Genomic DNA, 21,300 nt, shown 5'->3' on the forward strand with positions numbered 1-21,300 from the left:
TAGCGAAGAGCGGCGGCCGCGTCAACGTCAGTCGTTGACTTCGGGATGGGTGACGCTGCGGACGTCGGCCAGACCACGGGTGGCGTCGCGGTTGCCGGTCGCGGCTGCGGCTTCGAAGATACGGGTCGCGTCGCCATACATTTTCAAATTGAAATAGCTGTAGCCGCGCAGAACCATCAGGTCGATGCGCTCCTGCTGGAGCTGCGCGCGCTGATCGAGGTAGATGAGGGTTTCGCGATAACGCCCGGCATCGAAGGCCGAAAGCGCACGGTCGGCGAGGATCGCCACCTGAAGCTCGGCGGCGCGCTGGCGGTTCTGCGGCGCCTTGGTGGCGGCAACGGCGGCATTGCTGGAGAGGCCGGCACGCAGATAGGCAAGGCTCTGGCCATAGGCTGCGTCTTCACGGTCCTTGCGGATCGGGCTCTGCAATGCGGCCTCGAAGGCGGAGATCGCCTCCATCGGCCGGTTGATGTCCATCAGGCACCAGCCGCGCGACAGCGCGTTTGCCGGGCTGAGTTGCCCCGCATCTACAGTCGTCGAGCAGCCGCGTGGTTGGCGCGCACCGCGCTCAACGGTCACCGTCTGCATCGCCGGCCTCCCCGCGCGAACGGCGACCTCCGGACCGGGCTGCTGTGCCGCCCGGCGCTCGGCCGGAAGCGGCTCGGCCGCAGCCGGACGTTGCGGTGGCTGCGTCGGCTGAACCGGCTGCTGCGGGGCAAGCTTTGCCTGCTCGGGCTGCGTGCCGACATTCGGGGTCAGGGAGGAGGTGTCTTCGAGATTGATGATCCGGGTCGACCGGCCGGCCCAGGCATGCTGGATGTCGAGCACGCCCTTGCGGTCGTTCAGCTGGTCGCGGGTGACGACAAGGCCATAGGCTGAGGGCTCGTCATCGGGTTTCCAGGCAAGTGCGGTCTCGAACCAGCGTGCGGCGGTCTGGAACTGGTTGAGCGAGCGGGCGTACCAGCCGAACTGCTGCGCCGTCGGCACGTATTTGCGGGCAATGACCTCGGCGGCGATGCGATGCAGCACGTCTTCGGCAAGATCGGCCGGCGGCTGCAGCGCCATCAAGTTGGCGGTGGCAGCGAGATAGGTGGCGCTCGCATCATCGGAATCGCCACGCCAGCGGAACATCACGTCCTCGGCCTCCTGAGGAGCCTTGCGGGCGATCAGCGCCAGCGCCAGCCCCTGCGAAGCGGCGGCCGTATCCTCCTTGGCGCGGGCGGCGCGGAACCACTTCTCTGCATCGGCATCGTTGTTACGGCGAAGCTGGTGCCAGCCGAGCAGCAGCGCATCCGAGGCAAGTCCCTCGGTCCCGACGAGTTTTTCGAGACGGGCGACGTAATCGGGCGCGACGGCGATTTTCGGATCGTCGTTACCTTCGGCCACGAAGCGGCGGGCGAGATTGTCGCGGATCGCGTCGAATTCCCGGCTGCCGTCGCTCGCAGGCCTCTCGAGGGCGAGCAGCGCCTGCATCGGCTGGTACCCAAGCAATGTCGACGCCTTTTCGACTGTTGCCAGCCGTTCGGCCGGGCTGGCGCAGCTCTTCAAGATGTAGGTGTAGGCGTCCTGGCCGCGCTGAACCCTCTCCGTCTGGACGAAGGCTTCGGCGACACGCCAGAGGACGTCGACCTCGCTGCAGGTGAGCAGGCTCGGGGTTGCCGCAGCGATATCGACCACGGTCGCATATTGCTTGAGGTCGGAAGCGTTGACGAGGCGGGCGCGGGCCTCGGCGACGTCGAGCCGCTCGAGCAGATCGGCCGGCGGCTGCCATCCGGCATTGGTGGCCTGACGGTCGGCGACAGCCTTGCGCAGCTCGGCATAGCGGCCATCGGAATAGAGCTGCCACATGGTTTCGAGCTGTTTGTCGCCGTTTTGCGGCACGGCAAGCGGATCGGCCGGCGGAACCCAGTTCGGATAGAGCGCCTGAAGGCGGGAGATCTCAGCCTGCAGGCGCAGCTTGTCGCCGCGGCTGGCGAAATAACGAAGCGCACTTTCATCGACGGCAGGCTGCGATGGCGCGGCGGCCTGCTGCGGCGCCGGCGGCTCCGACACGATGGCGGGCGCGACCGGTGCGAGCTCAGCGGCCGGCTCCGGCTTGACAGCTTGGGTCGCAGCAGGTTGAGGCGTGGCAGGTTGGGGCGCCGCAGGCGGCGTTGCTGCAGGCTGCTGCGCGACGGCATTCGGATCTGAAGTATCCGGTGCCGATGGCGGCGAGGACGTGATCGCCTCGATCTTGTCGGCAACGAGCTGCGCGTTGAATTCGGAATTGCCGGCAACCTCGGTCGGCTTGATGTGGCCCATCATCATCAGCTCCGGCGTCGGCCTGCCGGCAGAACCAAGGCCGAACCTTTCCTGCAGAGCGGCACGGTCCTTCAGCCCGGTGACGACGGTCGCCACCATCACCGCCGCTGAGACCGCTACGAGAGAAGACTTCACAGACACTCCGGATGCTTCTCCCCGATATAGGCCAACCCCAGAAGTTGAAGGGTGGACGGATAATAGAGTGCGGGCGCAAACTGCAGCGCCGAACCCGGCAGCTTGGTCCCATCGACAACACAGGCCACAACATCGTTAACAATTCGATAACCGGGGTCAGACAACACGGTCTTCGGCCGGCCGGTGGTCAGATCGATCGTGGCGGGAATGCCGTCTTGCGACATCCCCTCTTGCAGGCGGGTGAGCAGAGCCTTGTCAGTGATGCCGCCACGCGCGAGATAGAGCGGAATGCGGATGGCGTTATATGAGAATTCGGCGTCGAACCCCTCTGCCGGCCGCGGCTTATCGTGCAGACTCACCCATTCGGCGGGAAGTTTGCGCGGGCCGAACTGCATTCTGTTCAACAATGCCACGCCGTCGTCTGACAGTTTTTTCCAGGCATCCGACGGAGCGAGTGCCGCCATCACCGGGATTGCCTCGTAAATCCAGTAGGACGGGTTGACGACGGGACCGTCCTCACGGTCGCTGCCAGTAAAACCTTCGGTCCCTGGCAGCAACAAGATGCGGCCGTCCGAGCTGGCGACGGTTTCAGCAAGCAGCGCCTGTGCCATGCGGGAGGCAGCGAGAATATAGTCGTTGCGTTTCCACGCCGTGCCGGCCAGCGCCAGCGCATAAGCGATCAGCATGTCGCCGTCCGTGGCATTGTTGGTGTCGGACACGTGCGGCTTGACGTTCGGATCCCATTTCCAGACGGCAAGGCCATCGTCGCGCAGCAGCAGCTCGGTGCGGGTAAAATACCAGATCTGCTCGAAATCGGCGGGATTTGCCGAAAGGTAAGCGAGCAGCAGGCCATAGCCCTGCCCTTCGCTGTGGCTGATATTGCCATTGCCGTTATCGACGATGCGGCCGGTCGGATCGAGAAACTTCGCCTTGTAGGCCGACCATGCGCCGGCATTGATCATCGCCTGCTGCGCGACGACGGGCGGGCTCGGTGCGAGCGCGACGGTTGCTGCCAGCAGGAGCGCGCGCCATCGCCTCATTTCGACCGACCCAATCTTTTGAGCATCGTCGACGTCGTGAGGCCGATCAACAGCAGGAAGACGACCAGCAGGAAGGCGTAGGAGAGGATATTCGTCGATAACCAGTTGGCGGCGATCAGGCGGTAGTTAGCGATCGACCAGGGCATGGACGGCACGAAATCGAAACGGGTGACGGGCAGCGCGTCGATCTTACCCGTCTTGTTCGAATAGGTGGTGATGTGGCCCGATATCTGCGGCCAGTTCAGCTGCGCGGTCAGAACCTCGAGCCCCTCGCGCAAATCTTTCGCCGACGGCGCCGTCACCACGGTCCAAGAGCCCGCTCCCGCGGGGCTGGAGCCTTGCGCAACCAGCAGCGTCGCGACGTTTGGCGGCGTAAAGGTCTCCTCGGCGCCGGGCACGAACTGCAGCGAATTGCGGGAGATGTCAAAATTGCGCGACAGCCACTCGCGAAAGGCCGTAATTTGGTTGTGCAGGAGACCGCCGCTGACCTTGGAATTCCACTCCTCGAAGGCAGTACCGGTGTCGACGACGCCCGTCTGCGCGTCCGTCACGGGACGCCAGGAAGCTTGGCTAGCCGTTGCGATATTGGTCTGCGACAGCGCGGTTGCCGGCATCTGCGAGATGGAGCCGATGAAGATGGCATCGCGATCGCCGATCGTATTCGGTGAGGCGACGTTTTCGACAGGGATCGGATGGCCGGCGGTGATCGCCATCTGGCCAAGCAGGGTAGCGGCGGCCGAAAGCGTGTCGGCATCGATGCGGTCGATAAACAGCGGCGTCGGCTCCGTAGCCCGGCCATAGGGATAGGCGGTGCCGGCCATGGCGGCCAGATTCGGCCGCTGCCCGACGCGGGCAAAATCCGGAATGTGCAGCTCGGAGGTATCGAACAGGGCAAAGCGGGGATTTGCAGCAGCGGTGGCGCCCGGCGCGCAAGCCGCATCGTCCTTGGTCATCAGAATCGCCTCGATCGCCACCGAATTGAGACCGGGCTTGAAGTGCCGCATCGTCACGCGGATCGGTAGATGACGCAGAATGCCGCCGGTGGTCGTGGTGATCGGCACGGTGGAGGCGATGTTGTCATTGACGTAGATATCGATGTGGCTGCCGGGCAGCACGTTATCGGTATAGGCGGCGTCGAGCAGCACCTTCGCCTCGCCATAGGCATTGGCATAAAAGTCAGCCGGCACAGCGATATTGAAGCTGGTCCGCAACCGCCGGCCGGAGAATTCGGTGGTCTTCACGCCGAGCTGAGACAAGGCAATGTTCGTATCGGAAAAAACCAGCGGCGCGTTCGGAGCGCTCCAGCGCTCGGTGGTCAGCGCGTCGCGGCGGACATCCGCGGACCTGTCCGTCGGCGAGACGATGGTATCGATCGCCGAGGAGACTGCCTGCCAGGATGGACCGCTGATCAGAAGCACCGGCGAGCCGCTGCGAGGATCGGTGACGAAGGCAGCGAGTGCCGCACTTTCGGCGCCGGGCGGCAGGCCGGGAAAGAGCGGCCGCAGTTCCGCCGCGGTGCCGACGAGCACGCTGAGCTTGCCGGGCCTGCCGGCAGGAAGCGAAGCGGTGCTGAAGGCAAAGATCTGGTTCGGCATGCTGCTCAACACCGAGAGGCCCTGCGCCAGCCGCAGCAGCGGCTTGGTGGTTCCCGGCTGCTCCAAAGCCGGGACGACGATGTCGAACTCGGTCTTGCCGGCGCCATCGACACCGATTGCGCGGATCGCGTCGGCGCTCGCCGGCTCTGCAGCATCGCTGCGGGCAAAGCTCAGATAGGTTCCGGCCGGATCGATATTCGACCACAATTCATAGGTGGACTGGATGCTGCAATCGGTGCGGTGACGCTGAGCGGCTTCGAAAGTGACGAGATTGGCGCCCGGCTGCAGCAGACCTGGCGGAACCTCGAAAGTGACGGTCGACGAGCCGTCCGCCGAACCGATGCGCTGCTGGCCGATCGGGCGGTTGTTGAGATAGATCGTCAGCGCCGAGGCCTCAGGGGCAACGACGATCGAATTCTGGTAGGCGAAGCTGAAGCTCGCCTTGGCGGCCGCCTGTTCCGGCGTCAGATAGACGGTCCACGACCGCCGGTCGTATTCGCCGCCGAGGCCGAGTTTCGAAAAGGGTACGACATAGCGACGGACATCGCCGGAACGCGGAGACGAAGCGGCATTTCCCGCCGCGGCCGGCTGGGGCGCCGGCACCGTCGGCTGCGACGGAACGGAGATCGCCGGAGGAACGGGTGCAGGCGCAGGAGCAGCCTGGGTTGCGGGTGCTGGTGGTACGGAAACCGTGGGCGTGACGGGAACCGGCGCGGTCATTGCCGGCTGGGTCGTTGTCGGCTGGGTCGGGGGTGTCAATCTCGGGGTAACGGAGGCACCGGGCGGCCGCTCGCCGGACATGTCGAAGGGTGCCGTCTGCGCCTGGGCGAAGGCGGAGGCATTCAGCAGGAAAAGCGAGGCGGCGACGATCCTTCTCATCCTGCGTTGACCTTTGCCGCCTGCTGCTGGGCTTCCCGCTCCGGCCGCATGCTGCGGAAGAAATAAACGAGGCCGCGGCTCGTCTGGTAGAACGACAGGCCGAGGAACCAGATGGTGCCGCGGATCAGGCCCGGATTGCGGCGGCGCGAGGCCTGAAACTCGGTCCACTGGCCGGAATTGGCAAACATCAGGTCGGCGATCAGGCGATGATCGAGGGCGCTTTTCGGCACGTACTGGCAGCCGACATTGCTGATGTCACCCGACGGCTCGATATTGCGGACGATCAGCGGCAGGGTCTCCAGATCCGCGCCGCTATAGGGCCGGAAGCGGATTTCGCCGACGGCACCGACCAGCATCTCGTCGAGATTCTTGTTGAAGATATGAAGCCTTGCGCCGTGGACGGAGACGTCCTCGATCGAGGCGGTATACCATTTGCCGTTGGCGCCGAATTCGCAGCGACGGTTGACGCGGACGCGGCGGGATAGGGCGCGCTCGCCGCGCTCCGACACGACACCGAGCGCGCAGCCGGCCATGATCAGGTTGATGACGTTCCAGCCGCCGACGACGAGCGTGACGTCGGCCTTATAGGGCTCGGCATAGATCCTGTAGACGGTAATGATGAGCGCGACGATCTGCACCGCAAAGATGACGAAGAACGGACGGCTGATCTCCGACAGGCGGCTGACGGCGATCGATTCGTCCTTGGCGGTGACCTTGAAGGTCGGCTTCCTCGGATTGAGCATGACGGAGATGACGGCCGGCAGCAGATGCACGGTCTGGACGTATTCGTAGAGCTCCGAAATCCATGGCCAGCGGAACGACCCGTAGAGGTAGTTCTGCATCATCAGATTCACGAGCATATAGGCAAGCGTATAGGCTAGGAACTCGCCGCCGGAGGCGGTGAAGATTTCCAGATCGAAGAACAGGTAGAAGAGCGGCGCAAACAGGAAGATCGTCCGCGGGAACGGGAAGAGCCAGAAAAGCGTGGAGGACATGTAGCAGAGGCGTTGCGGGATCGACAGGCCGCGCTTCAGCAACGGGAAGCGGAAGCGCAGGATCTGCATCATGCCCTGCGCCCAGCGGCTGCGCTGGCCGATGAAGCTTGCGAAGGTGGCCGGCTGCAGACCGGCGATCAGCGGCTTGTCGACATAGATGCTGTTCCAGCCGGCGCCGTGGAGCGCTAAGGCCGTCTCGCAATCTTCGGTGATGCTGATGCCGGAAAAGCCATTCTGAGAGTCGAGCGCCCTGCGGCTCAGAACCGCGGCCGAGCCGCAGAAGAAGGCGGCGTTCCATTTATCGAGGCCGCGCTGGATGATGCCGTAGAACATTTCGTTCTCGCTCGGCATCTTGTCGAAGGTGCGCAGGTTACGCTCCAGCGGATCGGGATTGATGAAGAAGTGCGGGGTCTGGACGAGGAAGAGCTTCGGATCGTCTTCGAAGTAGCCGACGGTCTCGAGCAGGAAATCGCGGGCCGGCGCGTGGTCGGCATCGAAGACGGCGATGAGTTCGCCGGTCGAGTGTTTCATGCCGTTATTGAGATTGCCGGCCTTGGCGTGTTCGTTTCGGTCGCGCGTGAGATAGCTGACGTCGAGGTCCTCGCAGAGCTTCTTCAGCTCGATATGGCGGGCAGCTGCAGCCTGTGCTTCGAGCAGCTTGCCGGAATTGCGCTTCTGCAGGGTGCCGCCGTCGTCGAGCAGCCAGACATGCAGCTTCTCGGCCGGATAATCCATGGCCTTGGCGGCAGCCAGCGTGTTTCCGAGAAGCCCGGCATCCTCGTTGTAGGACGGCACGAAGACATCGACATGCGGCAAACGCCCGGGATTGGCGGCACGCGAGGGGCGCGGCGGCAGCGGCGTCGCGACGATGAACAGGCTGAGCGCCAGCATGGCGACGCTGTACATTTCGGCAAGATAGAGCAGCAGGCCGGGAATGAAATTCGCAGGCTGATTGACAGGCGGCAGCGTATTGGTGGTGCGCCAGTAGACATAGCGCAGCACGATCGACGTGCCAAAGGCGAGCGCCACCAGGCGCCAGGTCCCCTCACCCTTCAAAATCTTGATCAGCGCCATGACCGTCACGACAGTGATGCTGGTGATCAGCTGGGTCTGCAAGTTGACCGGCAGCGTGATCAGCACGATCATGCAGAGGGAAACCACGGCCCATATGATGACACTGCGGGCTTTGCGCATCGACGTTCCTTCGAAACTGCTCAACCGACGCGCCCTCCGGCGCCCCGGGCATGCTCCCTGGAACAGGATGATTTTAGGTCTGGCCTAAAATCTGAATCCTGTTCTAAATTAAAACGTTAGAGCATGATGTCGTCCGAAAACCGCTCACACTTTTCGGCATCATGATCTATCTCCGGCAGGCGGCCGTCATGGCCGCGTCGCCTATGCAATCGGGCGAAGGCACGGTGACGCCGATCGCCCTTACAGATTGTCCAGCTTGTTCGACCGGCGCGGCTGCCGCATCCGGCGTTATGCCCGCCTGCGGCGCATCGCCGGGCAGCGGCACGCGCGGGCCGATGGGCGCAGGCACCGGTGCCGCACCCTGTACCGGTTGCGGGGCGGAAGCTCTGCGGGCCGGACCTGCACGCGGCCGGCTGACAATGGCAGGCGCCGGTTCGTAGCCGATCGGCATCGGGCTGGCGCGATAGCCGCCCTCGTCGGGATAAATCGGCGCGCCGGTGCGTCCGAGCGCAACATCGGCCGGCGGTGGATTGCCGTAAGGATTCCAGATCACCCCGTCGAACGTGCCTGAGATGGTGTAGCCGTAGACGATGCCGAGCAGCTGGCGTTCACTGGCGTTGGCATCGCAGAGACGGAGGCGCAGCTGGATCATGCCAAAATTGCGGGCCTGGGTATTGGCGGCCGCGCTCGAGCGGATCTGCTGCCAGGCATAGATGCAACTGTCGCCGCTGCGGCTGCTGCCGGAGGCATAACCGAATGGGCCATAGGCGTTCTGCAGGAAGGTCGCCGACGTCGCCATCGGCACGCCGGGGGCCGAGCGGGCCACCTCGCGGCTGATGCCGCTCTCGTTGATCATGCTGAAGCCGGCATTGCCGGTGCCCGGGTTGACCCCGGAAGCGCCGAAAAACTGGACCTTCAGGAAGTTCTGCCCAGGCACGGAGGATGAGGTAAACAGCGAGATCGTCTGCTCGACGCCGTTGCCACGCTTGCGCTCGACGACGCTGACGATCGATGGGCCGCCCGGCGGCGGCAGGACCAGCGCCTTTTCAGGCGCCACGGTCTCCGGTCCAGAGGGCTGGCGCACACCGCCCGTCGACGTGCAGCCGGCCATTATGCCCGTCACAGCCACCAGCGATATCGTCTTCCACAAACGCATGTCTCGAGCCGCCGCAATCGTCTTTCCAGATATCCATTCGCAAACCGAAACGCGACGGACCTTCGAATCAACGACCAACCGGCCGTTCACAGGGTATAAATCGCCAACATGGTTAACGAAGAGTAAAGAACCCGCCGCCGGTGCCACAGAACGAACTCGCGCTGAACGTGATTCGAACAGCTCAACCGTATGGTGCATAAATTGATTTAGCAACAACTGAATTGCCGAGATTCTGTCTTACGCACTGGCGAGGGCCGGACGGGAACTATGCCGCATGGCCGGCGTTGCGTTGATGTCTCAGGTTGAACAAGGAGAACATCCCATGCGCAAGATCATGCTGGCCGCGGCCGCCATGCTGACCATCAGCTCCGCCGCCTTCGCGCAGAGCACCGTCATCGTCACCGATCCCGCCCCGACCGGCTCCGTCGTGTTGCCCGGCGAGGTGCGCACCTATGTGATGGAGCAAAACACGCCATCCGTCGTCTATGAAGGCGATATCGCCGTCGGCGCGACGCTGCCCGATACCGTCGAGGTACACACCGTGCCGGATATGGACGGCTACGGCTATACCGTCGTCAATGAGCGGCGCGTCATCGTCGAGCCGAAGACGCACCGCGTGATCCAGGTCCTCGAATAAACGATCTGGAAATAGTGGACGGGCGGCCGCCGAGAACAAGATGATTTTAGGCCTGATCGGCCTAAAATCCATATCCTGTTCCAAATCGAAGAGTTAGAGCATGACGTCATGAGAAACCGCTCTCACTCTTCGGCATCATGCTCTAACGGCCTCACGTCCGACCGTCTTCCCTTGCCGGCGCATTCAAGAGTTCGCGGATCTTGTGGGCGAGTTGCTCGAGGCTGAATGGCTTGGCGAGCAGGGAGACGCCGTGATCGAGCACCCCGTTGTGGACGATGGCATTGCGGGTATAGCCCGTCGTGTAGAGGATGCGAATCGCCGGCCATTTTTCCTGCACGATATCGGCGAGCTGGCGTCCGGTCATTTGCGGCATGACGATATCGGTAAAAACCAGATCGACTTCCCGATTTTCTTCCAGAACTAGAAGCGCTTCCATCCCGCTTGCCGCCTGCAACACGGTGTAACCGAGTTCATGCAGGCTTTCCGCGGTCATGGTGCGGACGTTCTCATCATCCTCCACCACCAGGATCGTATCGTTGACGCTGCCCTGGGGGATAGGCTGGGCGCCGGCCGCACTCAACCGCGCGTCAGTCGCCCCGACATGACGCGGAAGATAGATCTTCACCGTCGTGCCCCTGTCTATCTCCGAATAGATCTTGATGTGGCCGCCGCTCTGCTTGATATAGCCGTAAACCTGACTGAGGCCGAGACCGGTGCCCTTGCCGGGTCCCTTGGTGGTGTAGAACGGGTCGAATGCCCGCTCGATCACATCAGGCGACATGCCAGTCCCGGTGTCGGTCATGCTGATCATCACATATTGGCCAGCCTCGACCTCCGAATGCATGCGGGAATATCGCTCGTCGAGTTCGGTATTGGCGGTCTCGATCGTCAGATGTCCGCCGCCAGGCATGGCGTCGCGACCGTTGACGGCAAGGTTCAGGATAGCGTTCTCAAGCTGACTCAGATCGGCAAAACTCGGCCAGAGGCCGCCGGCAAGCACGGTCTCGATCCGGATCTGCTCGCCGAGTGTACGCCGCAGCAGTTCCGACATGCCGCCCACCAGCTTGTTGAGGTCGATTACTTCAGGGGCGAGCGGCTGCTGGCGCGAGAACGCAAGAAGCCGCGCCGTCAGTACCGCCGCCCTCTGGGCGCCATCTTTGGCATTCTGGATGGAATTCAGCAGGCGGGGATCCTCATGTCCGGTCAAACGCCGCTGGGCGAGATCGAGATTGCCGATGATGATCGCCAGCATGTTGTTAAAATCATGGGCGACCCCGCCTGTCAGTTGACCGATCGTCTCCATCTTCTGCAACTGACGCACCTGCGCCTGAGCGGCGGCGTTCTCTTCCATCTCGTGCCTGAGTTCGGCGGTACGCTGGACCACCGTGTGTTCGAGGCGTGTGTTGAAACTGTTGAGTTCACTGCGGAGGTGGCTCTGCCGGCCATGCGCGACGATGATCATCTCCATCAGGCCGACGATGATCGCCGCATTGACGAGATAGGTTGAGAGACCGACCCATTGGCCGGCGCTGACCGGCCAGAAGATATCGTGCGGTTCGACGAAAAACTGCTGGACGATGAAAGCGGCGAGAATGGCCGCGACGAAGCCCGGCCCGGCACCGCCGATGAAACTCGCCAGCAATATCGCCGGGAGGAAGCTCAAGAAGGGGAAGCCAGAGAGATAGTCGCTGGCGACAAGCCTCAGAAGAAACGTCAGGCCAACGAAGGCAACGGCCAGCGGATATGTATAACCCGGCCTATGACGCAGCCAATCCGTGGCACTCAGCAAATCCATTCCAGATCCCTTCTTACAGCGCCGCGCGTCACTCAGATGCGCAACGGAGGCTCTAACTCTTTCATTTTCTGCATGATTTTATCTTTGAATCGATTCGGATTTAAGGAATTATGCAGGAGCCGTTGCGCAAACGGCATCCCAGCTTTTACACATCGAATTTCACCCGGCAATATGTTGTTTCTCGCACTGCCGGGCATGACACCTTGACGAGCCGTGCAAGGGGTCCACATATTTCCATGCCCAGCAAGGGGAATGGGTGGATGGGAACATGAAAGACATATTTATCGTCGAAGACGACGCGCTGATTGCCATGCTGCTTGAGGATATGCTCGCCGATCTCGGCTACCGGGTTTGCGCCAGCGCGCCCGATCTGGAACGGGCGCTGGCAACAGCCAGGGAGACGGAGTTCGACGCTGCAATTCTCGATGTCTCGCTCGCGGGGCAGAGTTCGCTGCCGGTTGCAAAACTGCTCGACGAACGCGGCAAACCCTATGTCTACGCGACGGGGTATGGCACCGCCCCTGCTGGCAGCAGCCCAAGCACATTGCCCGTGCTGCAAAAACCCTTCCAGCTCAGCGAACTCGAACAGGCGATGAAGCGGCTTACCGAAGCCTGAAGCGTGTCGCGATCTTTCAGATTCGCTTATCACGCTTTAGGTCGTTGTTTTTGCGCATGTCTTATCGCAAAACCGCGGAGACATGCTCGAATGCATGTCGCCCGTGGGCGGTAGTCCGGGATAAAGACATGCATAAAAACAGAAAGTTCTTTTCTGGTCAGCGTACCTGATCGAGCAGGCGCTTGCATTCCAGCAGGTCGTAAAGCGCCTCCTGCAGCAATGCCCTGTCTTCCTTGCCGATGCTCGATTTGCCGATCGAGACTTCCTGCTCGTCGTCGCCCGCCACAAAATTGAAGAACCGACGGGTAATCGGCGCCTTGGCGCGGCCGACAATCTGGTCTTCGTCGGCCATGCCGACGCGCGGTTCGCCGGCACTCGCCTCCTGCACGCCCGACGCAAGCGCCTCGACGCTGGCGAGATCGCCGTGGCCGACTGAAATGACGAACTTGTTGCCGTTGGTCTTCAAAAGCTTCTGCACGCCCTTGATCGTATAGCCATGATCATAGAGCAAATGCCGGATGCCCTTGAGGAGATCCACATCCTCGGGCCGGTAGTAACGACGGCCACCGCCGCGCTTCATCGGCTTTATCTGGGGAAAACGCGTCTCCCAGAAGCGCAGCACATGCTGCGGCAGATCAAGATCGTCTGCGACTTCGCTGATGGTGCGAAAGGCATCGGGGCTCTTGTCCAACGTCATACTGCTACGCGACCTCGCGGCTCGATCCTACGGCGACTCATCATATTTCAACGGTTTGGCGCCGACAATTCAAGTCATGTGTCGACGTTGCGCACAACGCAGGACAGTGCGGAGAGAAAAAATGCTGTTTTAAAACGGGAAGCAGATGATCAGGAGGCCGGATTCTGCGGCTTCAGCTTGACCTTGCGAGACACATGCGCCTTGAGGATGCGCGTCTTCAGCACGTTCGACGCCTTGAAGGTCATCACCCGACGCGGGGAAATCGGAACCTCCTCGCCAGTCTTCGGGTTGCGGCCGATCCGCTCGTTCTTGTCGCGCACCTGGAAGGTGGCGAAGGAGGAAAGCTTGACGGTTTCACCACGCACGATGGCGTTGCAAACTTCGTCGATGACAGTTTCCACAAGTTCCGCAGATTCGGTCCGGGAAAGCCCGACCTTTCGGAAAACGGATTCCGCCAGGTCTGCTCGCGTCACTGTTTTTCCGGTCATGGTTTCCCCGCCCACTACAAATATTTTGTGAAATCGCATGAAGAGTATTTGTCTTGCGCCTTACGGTCAAGCTCTTGTTCGCCGCCAGTTTTTTAGGATTCATGCCTACCAGCGCAGCAGAACGGCACCCCAAGTGAAGCCGCCGCCCATCGCCTCGAGCATCACCAGGTCGCCCTTCTTGATGCGGCCGTCGCCGGCAGCGGTCGCAAGTGCGAGCGGGATCGAGGCCGCCGAGGTATTGCCGTGCAGATCGACCGTGATGACGACCTTCGCCGCATCGATATTCAGCTTCTTGGCCGAACCGTCGATGATGCGCCGATTGGCCTGGTGCGGCACCAGCCAGTCGAGGTCCTCGGCGGTCGTTCCGGTCGAATCGAAAGCCGCCTGAATGACATCGGTGATCATGCCGACGGCATATTTGAAGACCTCGCGGCCTTCCATGCGCAGCTTGCCGACGGTGCCCGTCGTCGAAGGTCCGCCATCGACATACAGCTTTTCCTTGTGCGAGCCGTCCGAGCGCAGATGCGCGGTCAGCACGCCGCGATCGGCAATAGTGCCCTCGCCCTCGGTCGCTTCGAGCACGATCGCGCCGGCACCGTCGCCGAACAGCACGCAGGTGGTGCGGTCGTTCCAGTCGAGAATGCGCGAAAAGGTTTCGGCGCCGATGACGAGAACACGCTTTGCCAGCCCGCCGCGGATATAAGCATCCGCTGTGGTGACCGCATAGACGAAACCGGTGCAGACCGCCTGGACGTCGAAGGCGAAGCCGTGGCTCATGCCGAGGCGGTTCTGGATGTTGACCGAGGTTGCCGGAAAGGTGTTATCCGGCGTCGAGGTGGCACAGATGATGAGATCGATATCATCCGGCGTCAGGCCGCCATTGGCAAGGGCTGCACGCGCCGCGGCCTCACCGAGCGACGCAGTCGTCTCGTCATCGCCGGCGAGATAACGCTGCCGGATGCCGGTACGCTGGACGATCCATTCGTCGGATGTGTCGACGATCGCCTCCATGTCACCATTGGTCATCACGCGCTTCGGAAGTGCGGCTCCGAACCCGCGAACCACTGAACGGATCATCGTCGATTGAACCCCATTGCTCATGCAGCTTCCGGGCCCATGGGGGGCAGCCGCTTGGCATGATATTTCTTAAGATCGTTTTCTATTTTCTGATTGAGGCCGTTCTTGGCCATGTCGTAGCCGACTTCGATGGCGGCTGCGATGCCTTCGGCATTCGCCCCGCCATGGCTCTTGATGACTATGCCGTTCAGGCCGAGAAACACGCCGCCATTGACCTTGCTCGGATCGAGCTTCTCGCGGAGCATGTCGAAGGCGCTTTTGGCGAAGAGGTAGCCAATGCGGGCGAGCAGCGTGCGCGACATGGCGGCACGCAGATATTCACCGATCTGCTTGGCGGTGCCTTCGGCGGTCTTCAAAGCGATATTGCCGGAAAACCCTTCGGTGACGACGACGTCGACCGTGCCCTTGCCAAGGTCGTTGCCCTCGACGAAGCCGGAATATTCAAGCGAATCGATGTTCGCCTCGCGCAGCAGCCGACCGGCTTCCTTGACCTCTTCCTGGCCTTTCATCTCCTCGACGCCGACGTTCAGAAGGCCGACCGTCGGACGTTCGACCTCGAAGAGCGCACGCGCCATGGCGCCGCCCATCAGGGCAAAATCCATCAACTGCTGGGCATCGGCGCCGATCGTCGCACCGACATCGAGCACGATGCTCTCACCTTTAAGCGTCGGCCAGATTGCGGCAATCGCCGGGCGCTCGATATTGGCCATGGTGCGCAGACAGAACTTCGCCATCGCCATCAGCGCCCCGGTATTGCCGGCTGAGACCGCAACATCGGCCTCCCCCGTCTTCACCGCCTCGATCGAGCGCCACATGGTGGAGATATAGCGGCCGCGGCGCAGCGCCTGGCTCGGCTTCTCCTCCATGCTGACGGCAAGCTCGCAATCGTGAAAAAGCGACTTTTCCTTAAGCTTCGGAAACTTGGCGAGAACCGGATCGCATTGTTCCTTGAGACCGTAGAAAACGAAGGAAATATCCGGATGCCGATCCAACGCCTTGGCGGCGCCGGGGATGACAACCTGGGGACCAAAGTCGCCACCCATGAGGTCGAGAGATATTCTGATCACGCGTCCCTGATCCTTCTTTTCGCCGAGGGCGAAATTTCGGCCAAAATACCGGTTTTGGCGTCGCTTACAACTGAATTATGTCAAATGCCAGAGACGCTTCAGTCCTTTTTCCAATCCTTGAGGGCAGCGAAAGCCGAGGGCTTTTTGTCGTCCTCGCCGCTATCCTCGATATGGCCGTCGAATTCGACGTCCTTCTTGCGCGGATAGGGATCGATCGCCAGAGCTGCGAATTCGGCAACCACCTCGCCGGCATCGATCGTATCGCCGACAAAGGTCTCGGGCAGATCAGGGCCGTCCGGATCGAGCAACATCTCGCCGGCGTCATTACCGGCCTGGCGGGCAAGCTTGGAGCCCTCCGGCACGAAGATCTGATCGAAGCTCTCGTCGAGGGCGGATTCGACCGGTTCAAGCGTTACGACGCAGGACTGGACGAGCTTGGCCTTCACACGGCCCTTGATGCGCACGCCGTCGCGCTTCCAGCGGGCAATCTGCAGATCGGCGCTGAGATTGTCGACCGAGACGATGTTCCAGGTCTCGGCAAGCGCCTTCAGTTCGTTGGCGTCTGCTTCGACGTGGACTTCGACGGGGTTGGCCGAGATATGGCCGACCTTGACGTGATAGGAGAAGGGAACATCGTCCCGATTGTTCTTCATCGTTTCCTCCTTCAAGCGACCGGTGGGAGCGTTGCTGAACCGGTGGCGATCTCCTCTTCGGCAACGGCGGACAAATGTGCTTCCGCGGCGATCATCCACCCGGCGAGGCCGGACATATCGGCCGGCGCCGAGCTTTCCGGATATATATTGCGCGTGAGTGCGACAGCGAGCGCCTCGGCATTGCCTGTGTCCATCGCCTTCGAATAGGCTTCGAGGCGGCCATAAAACATGCCGGCGAGCTTCTTCATGCGCTTCGGCACGCTGTTGTCGCCGATACCGAGTTCGCGGATCGAATAGTCGATATCCTGGAAGAAAGCGTCGACGATCTCCTGGGCGATCTCCTGGCCGCTGGTGGCTGAAGCACGCGTGCGACGAAAAAACAGAATCATCGCGATCGACAGCATCTCGAAACGGCCCATGACCGTGTCCGGCACATTGAGCCACTGATAAATCTCAGGCATGCGCGCGGCCGCCGTCAGCGTCGCATATTGCCTGTCGACGATTGCCTGATTGTTGTTTTTCCTACGGAAGAGCCCGAAGATCATTGTTTTTTCCGGAAATGCCTCATTCTTCACGCCGGCTGGCCTCTGGCCTTGTTGCATGATTTCGAAAGCTGGTTTACCGAAGCAGGCGCGAATTGCAATGCCGATCGTGGCCAGTTTCGGGACGATGCCTTCGATGCGTCAGCCGAAGCGAATTCGGGACATTTGACCCGGAATGGCCACAATGGTTTTGCAGGAGGTAAAGCGTGCAAGGCCCAAAATGGCTGCTATCGATACTCAAGGGAGTAGATGTCGTTGAAGAAACGGTATTTCAAGTCTGACGTGAAATTCTTCAGCAGTGCGGCCATTGCCTTCATAATCGCCTCCACCACCGCTCTTTCCGGTTGCCAGACCAGCACCGTGCTCAATGGCGGATACGTCGCCGATCAGCAGTCGCTGAACCTCGTTCCGGAAGGCTCGAGCCGCGAGCAGGTGCTGCTTTCGCTCGGCACCCCGTCGACGACGGCAACCTTCGACGGCGAAGTCTTCTATTACATTTCGCAGCGCCGCACGCGTGCGGTCGCCTTCCAGAAGCTGAAGGTCGTCGATCAGAGCGTTCTGGCGGTCTATTTCGACAAGGACGGCGTCGTCAGCCGCCGCGCCAACTATGCCCTGCAGGACGGCAAGGTGTTCGACACGATCGGACGCGTCACGCCGACCGGCGGCAAGGAACTCACCTTCCTGCAGCAGATGCTCTCCGGCGGCAGCGCCGCGAGCGCGGCCCGCAGCTTGTTCGGCGGCGGCGCCGGCGGCACGCCGCAGAACCCAAGCAGCCTGCGCTGATCGAATACGCCTGATACGAAAACCCGCCGGAGCAGCTCCGGCGGGTTTTTTACTGCATATTCAAGGTGTTACAGCGTGTTTCCACGTGGCAGGCGCCGCGGAGAACCGCGGTGCCTGGGCGTGATGGCTCAACCGGCGAGAACGGCGAGCAGCAGCAGCGCGACGATGTTGGTGATCTTGATCGCCGGGTTGACGGCCGGGCCGGCGGTATCCTTGTAGGGATCGCCGACGGTATCGCCAGTGACCGAGGCCTTGTGCGCATCCGAGCCCTTCATGTGACGCACGCCGTCCTTGTCGACGAAACCATCCTCGAAGCTCTTCTTGGCATTGTCCCAGGCGCCGCCGCCCGATGTCATCGAGATGGCAACGAAGAGGCCGTTGATAATGACGCCAAGCAGCGATGCGCCGAGCGCAGCAAAGGCCGAGGCCTTGGAGCCGGAGATCAGAAGAACGCCGAAATAGACGACGATCGGCGCCAGCACCGGCAACAGCGACGGCACGATCATCTCGCGGATGGCGGCCTTGGTCAGAAGGTCGACGGCCCTGCCGTAATCCGGCTTTTCCGTGCCCTGCATGATGCCCGGCTTTTCCTTGAACTGACGGCGGACTTCCTCGACGATCGCGCCGGCCGCACGGCCGACGGCGGTCATTGCGATGCCGCCGAAGAGGTAGGGAACGAGACCGCCGAAGATCAATCCCGCCACCACATAGGGGTTGGAAAGATCGAAGGAAATTTCGCCTATGCCGGCGAAATAAGGGAACTTGTCGCCATTCGCCGCAAAATATTTGAGGTCGTAGGAGTAGGCTGCGAAGAGAACCAGTGCGCCGAGACCGGCGGAACCGATGGCGTAACCCTTAGTGACGGCTTTGGTCGTATTGCCGACAGCATCGAGCGCATCCGTGGATTTGCGCACTTCCGGCGGCAGATGCGCCATTTCGGCGATACCGCCGGCATTGTCCGTCACCGGTCCGAACGCGTCGAGGGCGACGATCATCCCGGCAATGCCCAGCATCGCGGTGACCGCAATGCCGGTGCCGAAAAGGCCGCCGAGCTGGTAGGTGGCGAGAATGCCGCCAACGATGACAATCGCCGGCAGTGCCGTCGATTCCAGCGAGACTGCCAGGCCCTGGATGACATTGGTGCCGTGACCGGTGACCGAGGCCTGGGCGATAGAGACGACAGGACGCTTGCCGGTGCCGGTATAATACTCGGTGATCACCACGATCAACGCGGTGACGACGAGGCCGACGATGCCGCAGAAGAAGAGGTGCGCGCCTGAAATGTCGACACCGCCGACCGTGCCGAGCGAGCCCCAGCCGACCGTCAGCGAGGTGGCGGCGCCGAGACCGACGATCGACAGCAGGCCGGTGACGATGAGACCCTTGTAAAGAGCGCCCATGATCGAGCCGTTCGAGCCGAGCTTGACGAAGAAGGTGCCGATGATCGAGGTGATGATGCAAGCACCGCAGATCGCCAGCGGATAGATCATCGCAGACTGGAGGATCGGCGCTCCGGCAAAGAAGATCGAAGCGAGGACCATGGTGGCGACGACGGAAACCGCATAGGTCTCGAAAAGGTCGGCGGCCATGCCGGCGCAGTCGCCGACGTTGTCGCCGACGTTATCGGCAATCGTTGCCGGGTTGCGCGGATCGTCTTCGGGAATGCCGGCTTCCACCTTGCCGACGAGGTCGCCGCCGACATCGGCGCCCTTGGTGAAGATGCCGCCACCGAGACGGGCGAAGATCGAGATCAACGAAGCTCCGAAGCCGAGCGCCACCAGCGCATCGACGACTTCGCGCGAGCCGCTCTCATGGCCGAGGCCGAAGGTCAAAATGGTATAGTAGATGGAGACGCCGAGCAGTGCGAGGCCAGCCACCAGCATGCCGGTGATCGCACCCGACTTGAAGGCGATGTCAAGGCCGGCCGAAAGGCTCGCGGAAGCGGCCTGGGCGGTGCGCACATTGGCGCGGACGGAGACGTGCATGCCGATGAAGCCGGCAGCCCCGGAAAGCACAGCGCCGATCAGGAAGCCGATGGCGGCCGCAGCGGAAAGAAGCAGCCAGGCTGCGATGAAAACGACAACGCCAACAAGGGCAATGGTTCTGTATTGGCGCGTCAGATAGGCTTGAGCGCCTTCGCGGATATAGCCCGCGATCTCCTGCATACGGCTGTTGCCCTGATCGGCGGCAAGCACCGACCGGGTTGCCCAGGCGGCATAGACCACCGAGAGCAGACCGCATGCAATTACGCATAAAAGAATGGTCATTTCGCTCTTTCCTCCCATAGGCCGGAGATCACTCCTTCTCCGGCAAAAACGCCGCCGAATCGCCTTTCCTCTCCACAGAAATGCCACAGCTAAGCGGTGCGGAGATTGCTTGGTCGATCACGTGGCGTCAAGACCGCAACAGGCGAAAAACCGTTGCAGTTCAAAGAAAGACGCGGGAGATTGTTTGGCGGCTAACGGGTTATTTCTTCGCCTCGCCGCGGACCTGCTTTGCGATGCGGTCGAGCACGGCGTTGACGAGCTTCGGCTCGTCGTCATCGAAGAAGGCCTGGGCGATCTCGACATATTCGGTGACGATGACCGCCACCGGAACGTCCTTGCGGTCGGTGATCTCGAAGACGCCGGCGCGCAGGATGGCGCGCACGGTGCTGTCGAGGCGCGACAACGCCCAATCATCCTGCAGGGCTGCAGCAATCAGCGGATCAAGACGGGTCTGATCGCGCACGACGCCGGAGACGATCGAACGGAACCAGCCGGCATCGGCCTTCAGATAGGTCGCGCCGTCGATTTCCTGGCCGAGACGGTGCGCCTCGTATTCGGCGACGATTTCCAGGACGCCGGTGCCGCCGACATCCATCTGGTAAAGCGCCTGAACGGCAGCAAGGCGGGCAGCGCCCCGCTGATTTGCAGTCTTGACCGGCCGTTCCGTCTTGTCGTCGTTCATTCGTTATGCACCCAGTTTCTGCTTCAGCTCGATCATGGTCAGAGCTGCGCGAGCGGCAAATCCGCCCTTGTCTTTATCCGAGCGGCGCGCGCGCGCCCATGCCTGTTCGTCGTTTTCGACGGTCAGAATGCCATTGCCGATGGCAAGGGACTCGCTAACCGTCAGATCCATCAAAGCGCGCGAGGATTCATTCGACACGATATCGAAGTGATAGGTCTCGCCGCGGATGACCATGCCAAGCGCGACATAGCCGTCATAATGCGTTCCACCATTGTCGTCTCCATCGAGCGACATGGCAATCGCCGCTGGAATTTCCAGTGCGCCGGGAACCGTGACGACCTCGAAGGTCGCGCCGGCCTGCTCCAATGCGAAGGTGGCGCCCTCGAGCAGGGCATCGGCCATGTCGTCGTAAAAGCGGGCTTCAACGATCAAAATATGGGTAGCGGTGTCTCTCGGCATGGTTCACCTTCGTTTTGTGGGTCGTTTTCCACTCGGCAGGCCGCGGTCAAAACATGCCTTTGCCGGAATGGCAAGCAATTTCGCCCGATGCCGCAACGCCAAAATTGAAATATCAGCAAAGGGATAGCCGCGCCATGCCTGCATAGCTGGGCAAGCCGTTGAAACCAGCTTTTCCGGATGCCTGGAAAACGGCATTTCAAAGGCCGTGTTCATGAACAATTCTTAATGGATTTTCAGTGAGT

General features: G+C 61.6%; 19 protein-coding genes. 3 read left to right on the forward strand and 16 right to left on the reverse strand.

Translation table 11 applies throughout. The annotated features are described in order from the left end of the window. Positions 1-27: 27 nt before the first annotated feature. From RCCGE510_RS00885 to bcsN, 5 genes are all read right to left on the reverse strand, one after another. The gene (locus RCCGE510_RS00885) at positions 28-2,436 is read right to left on the reverse strand and encodes a cellulose synthase (RefSeq protein WP_037077428.1); all 2,409 of its coding nucleotides are present in this window, start codon (positions 2,434-2,436) and stop codon (positions 28-30) included. Beyond that, positions 2,433-3,476 (reverse strand): glycosyl hydrolase family 8, encoded by a 1,044-nt coding sequence (locus tag RCCGE510_RS00890; protein ID WP_007626261.1) that lies wholly within the window; start codon positions 3,474-3,476, stop codon positions 2,433-2,435. Before RCCGE510_RS00890 ends, RCCGE510_RS00885 begins: the two co-directional genes overlap by 4 nt. Further along, a complete protein-coding gene (locus RCCGE510_RS00895) occupies positions 3,473-5,950 on the reverse strand; it encodes a cellulose biosynthesis cyclic di-GMP-binding regulatory protein BcsB (protein ID WP_007626263.1) in 2,478 nt (825 codons plus the stop codon). Before RCCGE510_RS00895 ends, RCCGE510_RS00890 begins: the two co-directional genes overlap by 4 nt. After that, positions 5,947-8,139 (reverse strand): UDP-forming cellulose synthase catalytic subunit, encoded by a 2,193-nt coding sequence (gene bcsA / locus RCCGE510_RS00900; protein WP_007626264.1) that lies wholly within the window; start codon positions 8,137-8,139, stop codon positions 5,947-5,949. The genes RCCGE510_RS00895 and bcsA overlap by 4 nt, the downstream gene beginning before the upstream one ends. Before the next feature lie 166 nt (positions 8,140-8,305). After that, on the reverse strand, positions 8,306-9,295 hold the full coding sequence (gene bcsN / locus RCCGE510_RS00905) for a cellulose biosynthesis protein BcsN (RefSeq protein WP_007626265.1): 990 nt from the start codon (positions 9,293-9,295) through the stop codon (positions 8,306-8,308). 322 nt (positions 9,296-9,617) lie between these two features. Here bcsN and RCCGE510_RS00910 point away from each other — a divergent pair, with 322 nt between their 5' ends. Further along, entirely contained in the window at positions 9,618-9,932 is a 315-nt protein-coding gene (locus RCCGE510_RS00910; protein ID WP_007626266.1) for a DUF1236 domain-containing protein, read from the forward strand. 151 nt (positions 9,933-10,083) lie between these two features. Here the strand turns inward: RCCGE510_RS00910 and RCCGE510_RS00915 are convergent, their stop codons facing one another. Continuing rightward, a complete protein-coding gene (locus tag RCCGE510_RS00915; RefSeq protein ID WP_007626267.1) occupies positions 10,084-11,727 on the reverse strand; it encodes a response regulator in 1,644 nt (547 codons plus the stop codon). 268 nt (positions 11,728-11,995) lie between these two features. On the opposite strand from RCCGE510_RS00915, the gene RCCGE510_RS00920 reads away from it, so the two are divergent. Further along, the gene (locus RCCGE510_RS00920; RefSeq protein ID WP_007626268.1) at positions 11,996-12,343 is read left to right on the forward strand and encodes a response regulator; all 348 of its coding nucleotides are present in this window, start codon (positions 11,996-11,998) and stop codon (positions 12,341-12,343) included. A 157-nt stretch (positions 12,344-12,500) separates the two neighbouring features. Here the strand turns inward: RCCGE510_RS00920 and RCCGE510_RS00925 are convergent, their stop codons facing one another. The 6 genes from RCCGE510_RS00925 to RCCGE510_RS00950 all read right to left on the reverse strand — a co-directional run bounded on the left by RCCGE510_RS00925 (position 12,501) and on the right by RCCGE510_RS00950 (position 16,927). Continuing rightward, a complete protein-coding gene (locus tag RCCGE510_RS00925; protein WP_037077431.1) occupies positions 12,501-13,040 on the reverse strand; it encodes a MerR family transcriptional regulator in 540 nt (179 codons plus the stop codon). Positions 13,041-13,189: 149 nt separating this feature from the next. Then, the gene (locus RCCGE510_RS00930) at positions 13,190-13,528 is read right to left on the reverse strand and encodes an integration host factor subunit alpha (RefSeq protein WP_003574027.1); all 339 of its coding nucleotides are present in this window, start codon (positions 13,526-13,528) and stop codon (positions 13,190-13,192) included. 105 nt (positions 13,529-13,633) lie between these two features. Further along, on the reverse strand, positions 13,634-14,605 hold the full coding sequence (locus RCCGE510_RS00935; protein WP_007626271.1) for a beta-ketoacyl-ACP synthase III: 972 nt from the start codon (positions 14,603-14,605) through the stop codon (positions 13,634-13,636). Between the two features lie 20 nt (positions 14,606-14,625). After that, positions 14,626-15,672 (reverse strand): phosphate acyltransferase PlsX, encoded by a 1,047-nt coding sequence (gene plsX / locus RCCGE510_RS00940; protein ID WP_007626273.1) that lies wholly within the window; start codon positions 15,670-15,672, stop codon positions 14,626-14,628. A gap of 98 nt (positions 15,673-15,770) precedes the next feature. Beyond that, the gene (locus RCCGE510_RS00945; RefSeq protein ID WP_007626274.1) at positions 15,771-16,325 is read right to left on the reverse strand and encodes a DUF177 domain-containing protein; all 555 of its coding nucleotides are present in this window, start codon (positions 16,323-16,325) and stop codon (positions 15,771-15,773) included. Between the two features lie 11 nt (positions 16,326-16,336). Continuing rightward, positions 16,337-16,927, reverse strand: a complete 591-nt coding sequence (locus tag RCCGE510_RS00950) for a ubiquinol-cytochrome C chaperone family protein (protein WP_081525663.1) — start codon at positions 16,925-16,927, stop codon at positions 16,337-16,339. Between the two features lie 189 nt (positions 16,928-17,116). Here RCCGE510_RS00950 and RCCGE510_RS00955 point away from each other — a divergent pair, with 189 nt between their 5' ends. Further along, positions 17,117-17,650, forward strand: a complete 534-nt coding sequence (locus RCCGE510_RS00955) for an outer membrane protein assembly factor BamE (protein WP_007626276.1) — start codon at positions 17,117-17,119, stop codon at positions 17,648-17,650. A 128-nt stretch (positions 17,651-17,778) separates the two neighbouring features. Here RCCGE510_RS00955 and RCCGE510_RS00960 read toward each other — a convergent pair whose 3' ends face one another. The 4 genes from RCCGE510_RS00960 to RCCGE510_RS34620 all read right to left on the reverse strand — a co-directional run bounded on the left by RCCGE510_RS00960 (position 17,779) and on the right by RCCGE510_RS34620 (position 21,271). Next, the gene (locus RCCGE510_RS00960) at positions 17,779-19,917 is read right to left on the reverse strand and encodes a sodium-translocating pyrophosphatase (RefSeq protein ID WP_037077433.1); all 2,139 of its coding nucleotides are present in this window, start codon (positions 19,915-19,917) and stop codon (positions 17,779-17,781) included. Between the two features lie 199 nt (positions 19,918-20,116). Continuing rightward, positions 20,117-20,599, reverse strand: a complete 483-nt coding sequence (gene nusB / locus RCCGE510_RS00965; protein WP_007626281.1) for a transcription antitermination factor NusB — start codon at positions 20,597-20,599, stop codon at positions 20,117-20,119. A 3-nt stretch (positions 20,600-20,602) separates the two neighbouring features. Beyond that, on the reverse strand, positions 20,603-21,058 hold the full coding sequence (ribH, locus tag RCCGE510_RS00970) for a 6,7-dimethyl-8-ribityllumazine synthase (RefSeq protein WP_007626283.1): 456 nt from the start codon (positions 21,056-21,058) through the stop codon (positions 20,603-20,605). 3 nt (positions 21,059-21,061) lie between these two features. After that, positions 21,062-21,271: a hypothetical protein gene (locus RCCGE510_RS34620; protein ID WP_157179858.1), complete on the reverse strand. Its 210-nt coding sequence runs from the start codon at positions 21,269-21,271 to the stop codon at positions 21,062-21,064. Between the last annotated feature and the right edge of the window lie 29 nt (positions 21,272-21,300).

Origin of the sequence: Rhizobium sp. CCGE 510 (assembly GCF_000292525.1) — a bacterium.
Lineage (GTDB): Bacteria > Pseudomonadota > Alphaproteobacteria > Rhizobiales > Rhizobiaceae > Rhizobium.

Coding starts and splice junctions, on each gene's coding strand:
- RCCGE510_RS00890 (WP_007626261.1), bottom strand. CDS start 3,476: ATGAGGCGATGGCGCGCGCTCCTGCTGGCAGCAACCGTCGCGCTCGCA.
- RCCGE510_RS00895 (WP_007626263.1), bottom strand. CDS start 5,950: ATGAGAAGGATCGTCGCCGCCTCGCTTTTCCTGCTGAATGCCTCCGCC.
- bcsA (WP_007626264.1), bottom strand. CDS start 8,139: ATGCGCAAAGCCCGCAGTGTCATCATATGGGCCGTGGTTTCCCTCTGC.
- bcsN (WP_007626265.1), bottom strand. CDS start 9,295: ATGCGTTTGTGGAAGACGATATCGCTGGTGGCTGTGACGGGCATAATG.
- RCCGE510_RS00910 (WP_007626266.1), top strand. CDS start 9,618: ATGCGCAAGATCATGCTGGCCGCGGCCGCCATGCTGACCATCAGCTCC.
- RCCGE510_RS00915 (WP_007626267.1), bottom strand. CDS start 11,727: ATGGATTTGCTGAGTGCCACGGATTGGCTGCGTCATAGGCCGGGTTAT.
- RCCGE510_RS00920 (WP_007626268.1), top strand. CDS start 11,996: ATGAAAGACATATTTATCGTCGAAGACGACGCGCTGATTGCCATGCTG.
- RCCGE510_RS00925 (WP_037077431.1), bottom strand. CDS start 13,040: ATGACGTTGGACAAGAGCCCCGATGCCTTTCGCACCATCAGCGAAGTC.
- RCCGE510_RS00930 (WP_003574027.1), bottom strand. CDS start 13,528: ATGACCGGAAAAACAGTGACGCGAGCAGACCTGGCGGAATCCGTTTTC.
- RCCGE510_RS00935 (WP_007626271.1), bottom strand. CDS start 14,605: ATGATCCGTTCAGTGGTTCGCGGGTTCGGAGCCGCACTTCCGAAGCGC.
- RCCGE510_RS00945 (WP_007626274.1), bottom strand. CDS start 16,325: ATGAAGAACAATCGGGACGATGTTCCCTTCTCCTATCACGTCAAGGTC.
- RCCGE510_RS00950 (WP_081525663.1), bottom strand. CDS start 16,927: ATGCAACAAGGCCAGAGGCCAGCCGGCGTGAAGAATGAGGCATTTCCG.
- RCCGE510_RS00955 (WP_007626276.1), top strand. CDS start 17,117: ATGTCGTTGAAGAAACGGTATTTCAAGTCTGACGTGAAATTCTTCAGC.
- RCCGE510_RS00960 (WP_037077433.1), bottom strand. CDS start 19,917: ATGACCATTCTTTTATGCGTAATTGCATGCGGTCTGCTCTCGGTGGTC.
- nusB (WP_007626281.1), bottom strand. CDS start 20,599: ATGAACGACGACAAGACGGAACGGCCGGTCAAGACTGCAAATCAGCGG.
- ribH (WP_007626283.1), bottom strand. CDS start 21,058: ATGCCGAGAGACACCGCTACCCATATTTTGATCGTTGAAGCCCGCTTT.
- RCCGE510_RS34620 (WP_157179858.1), bottom strand. CDS start 21,271: ATGAACACGGCCTTTGAAATGCCGTTTTCCAGGCATCCGGAAAAGCTG.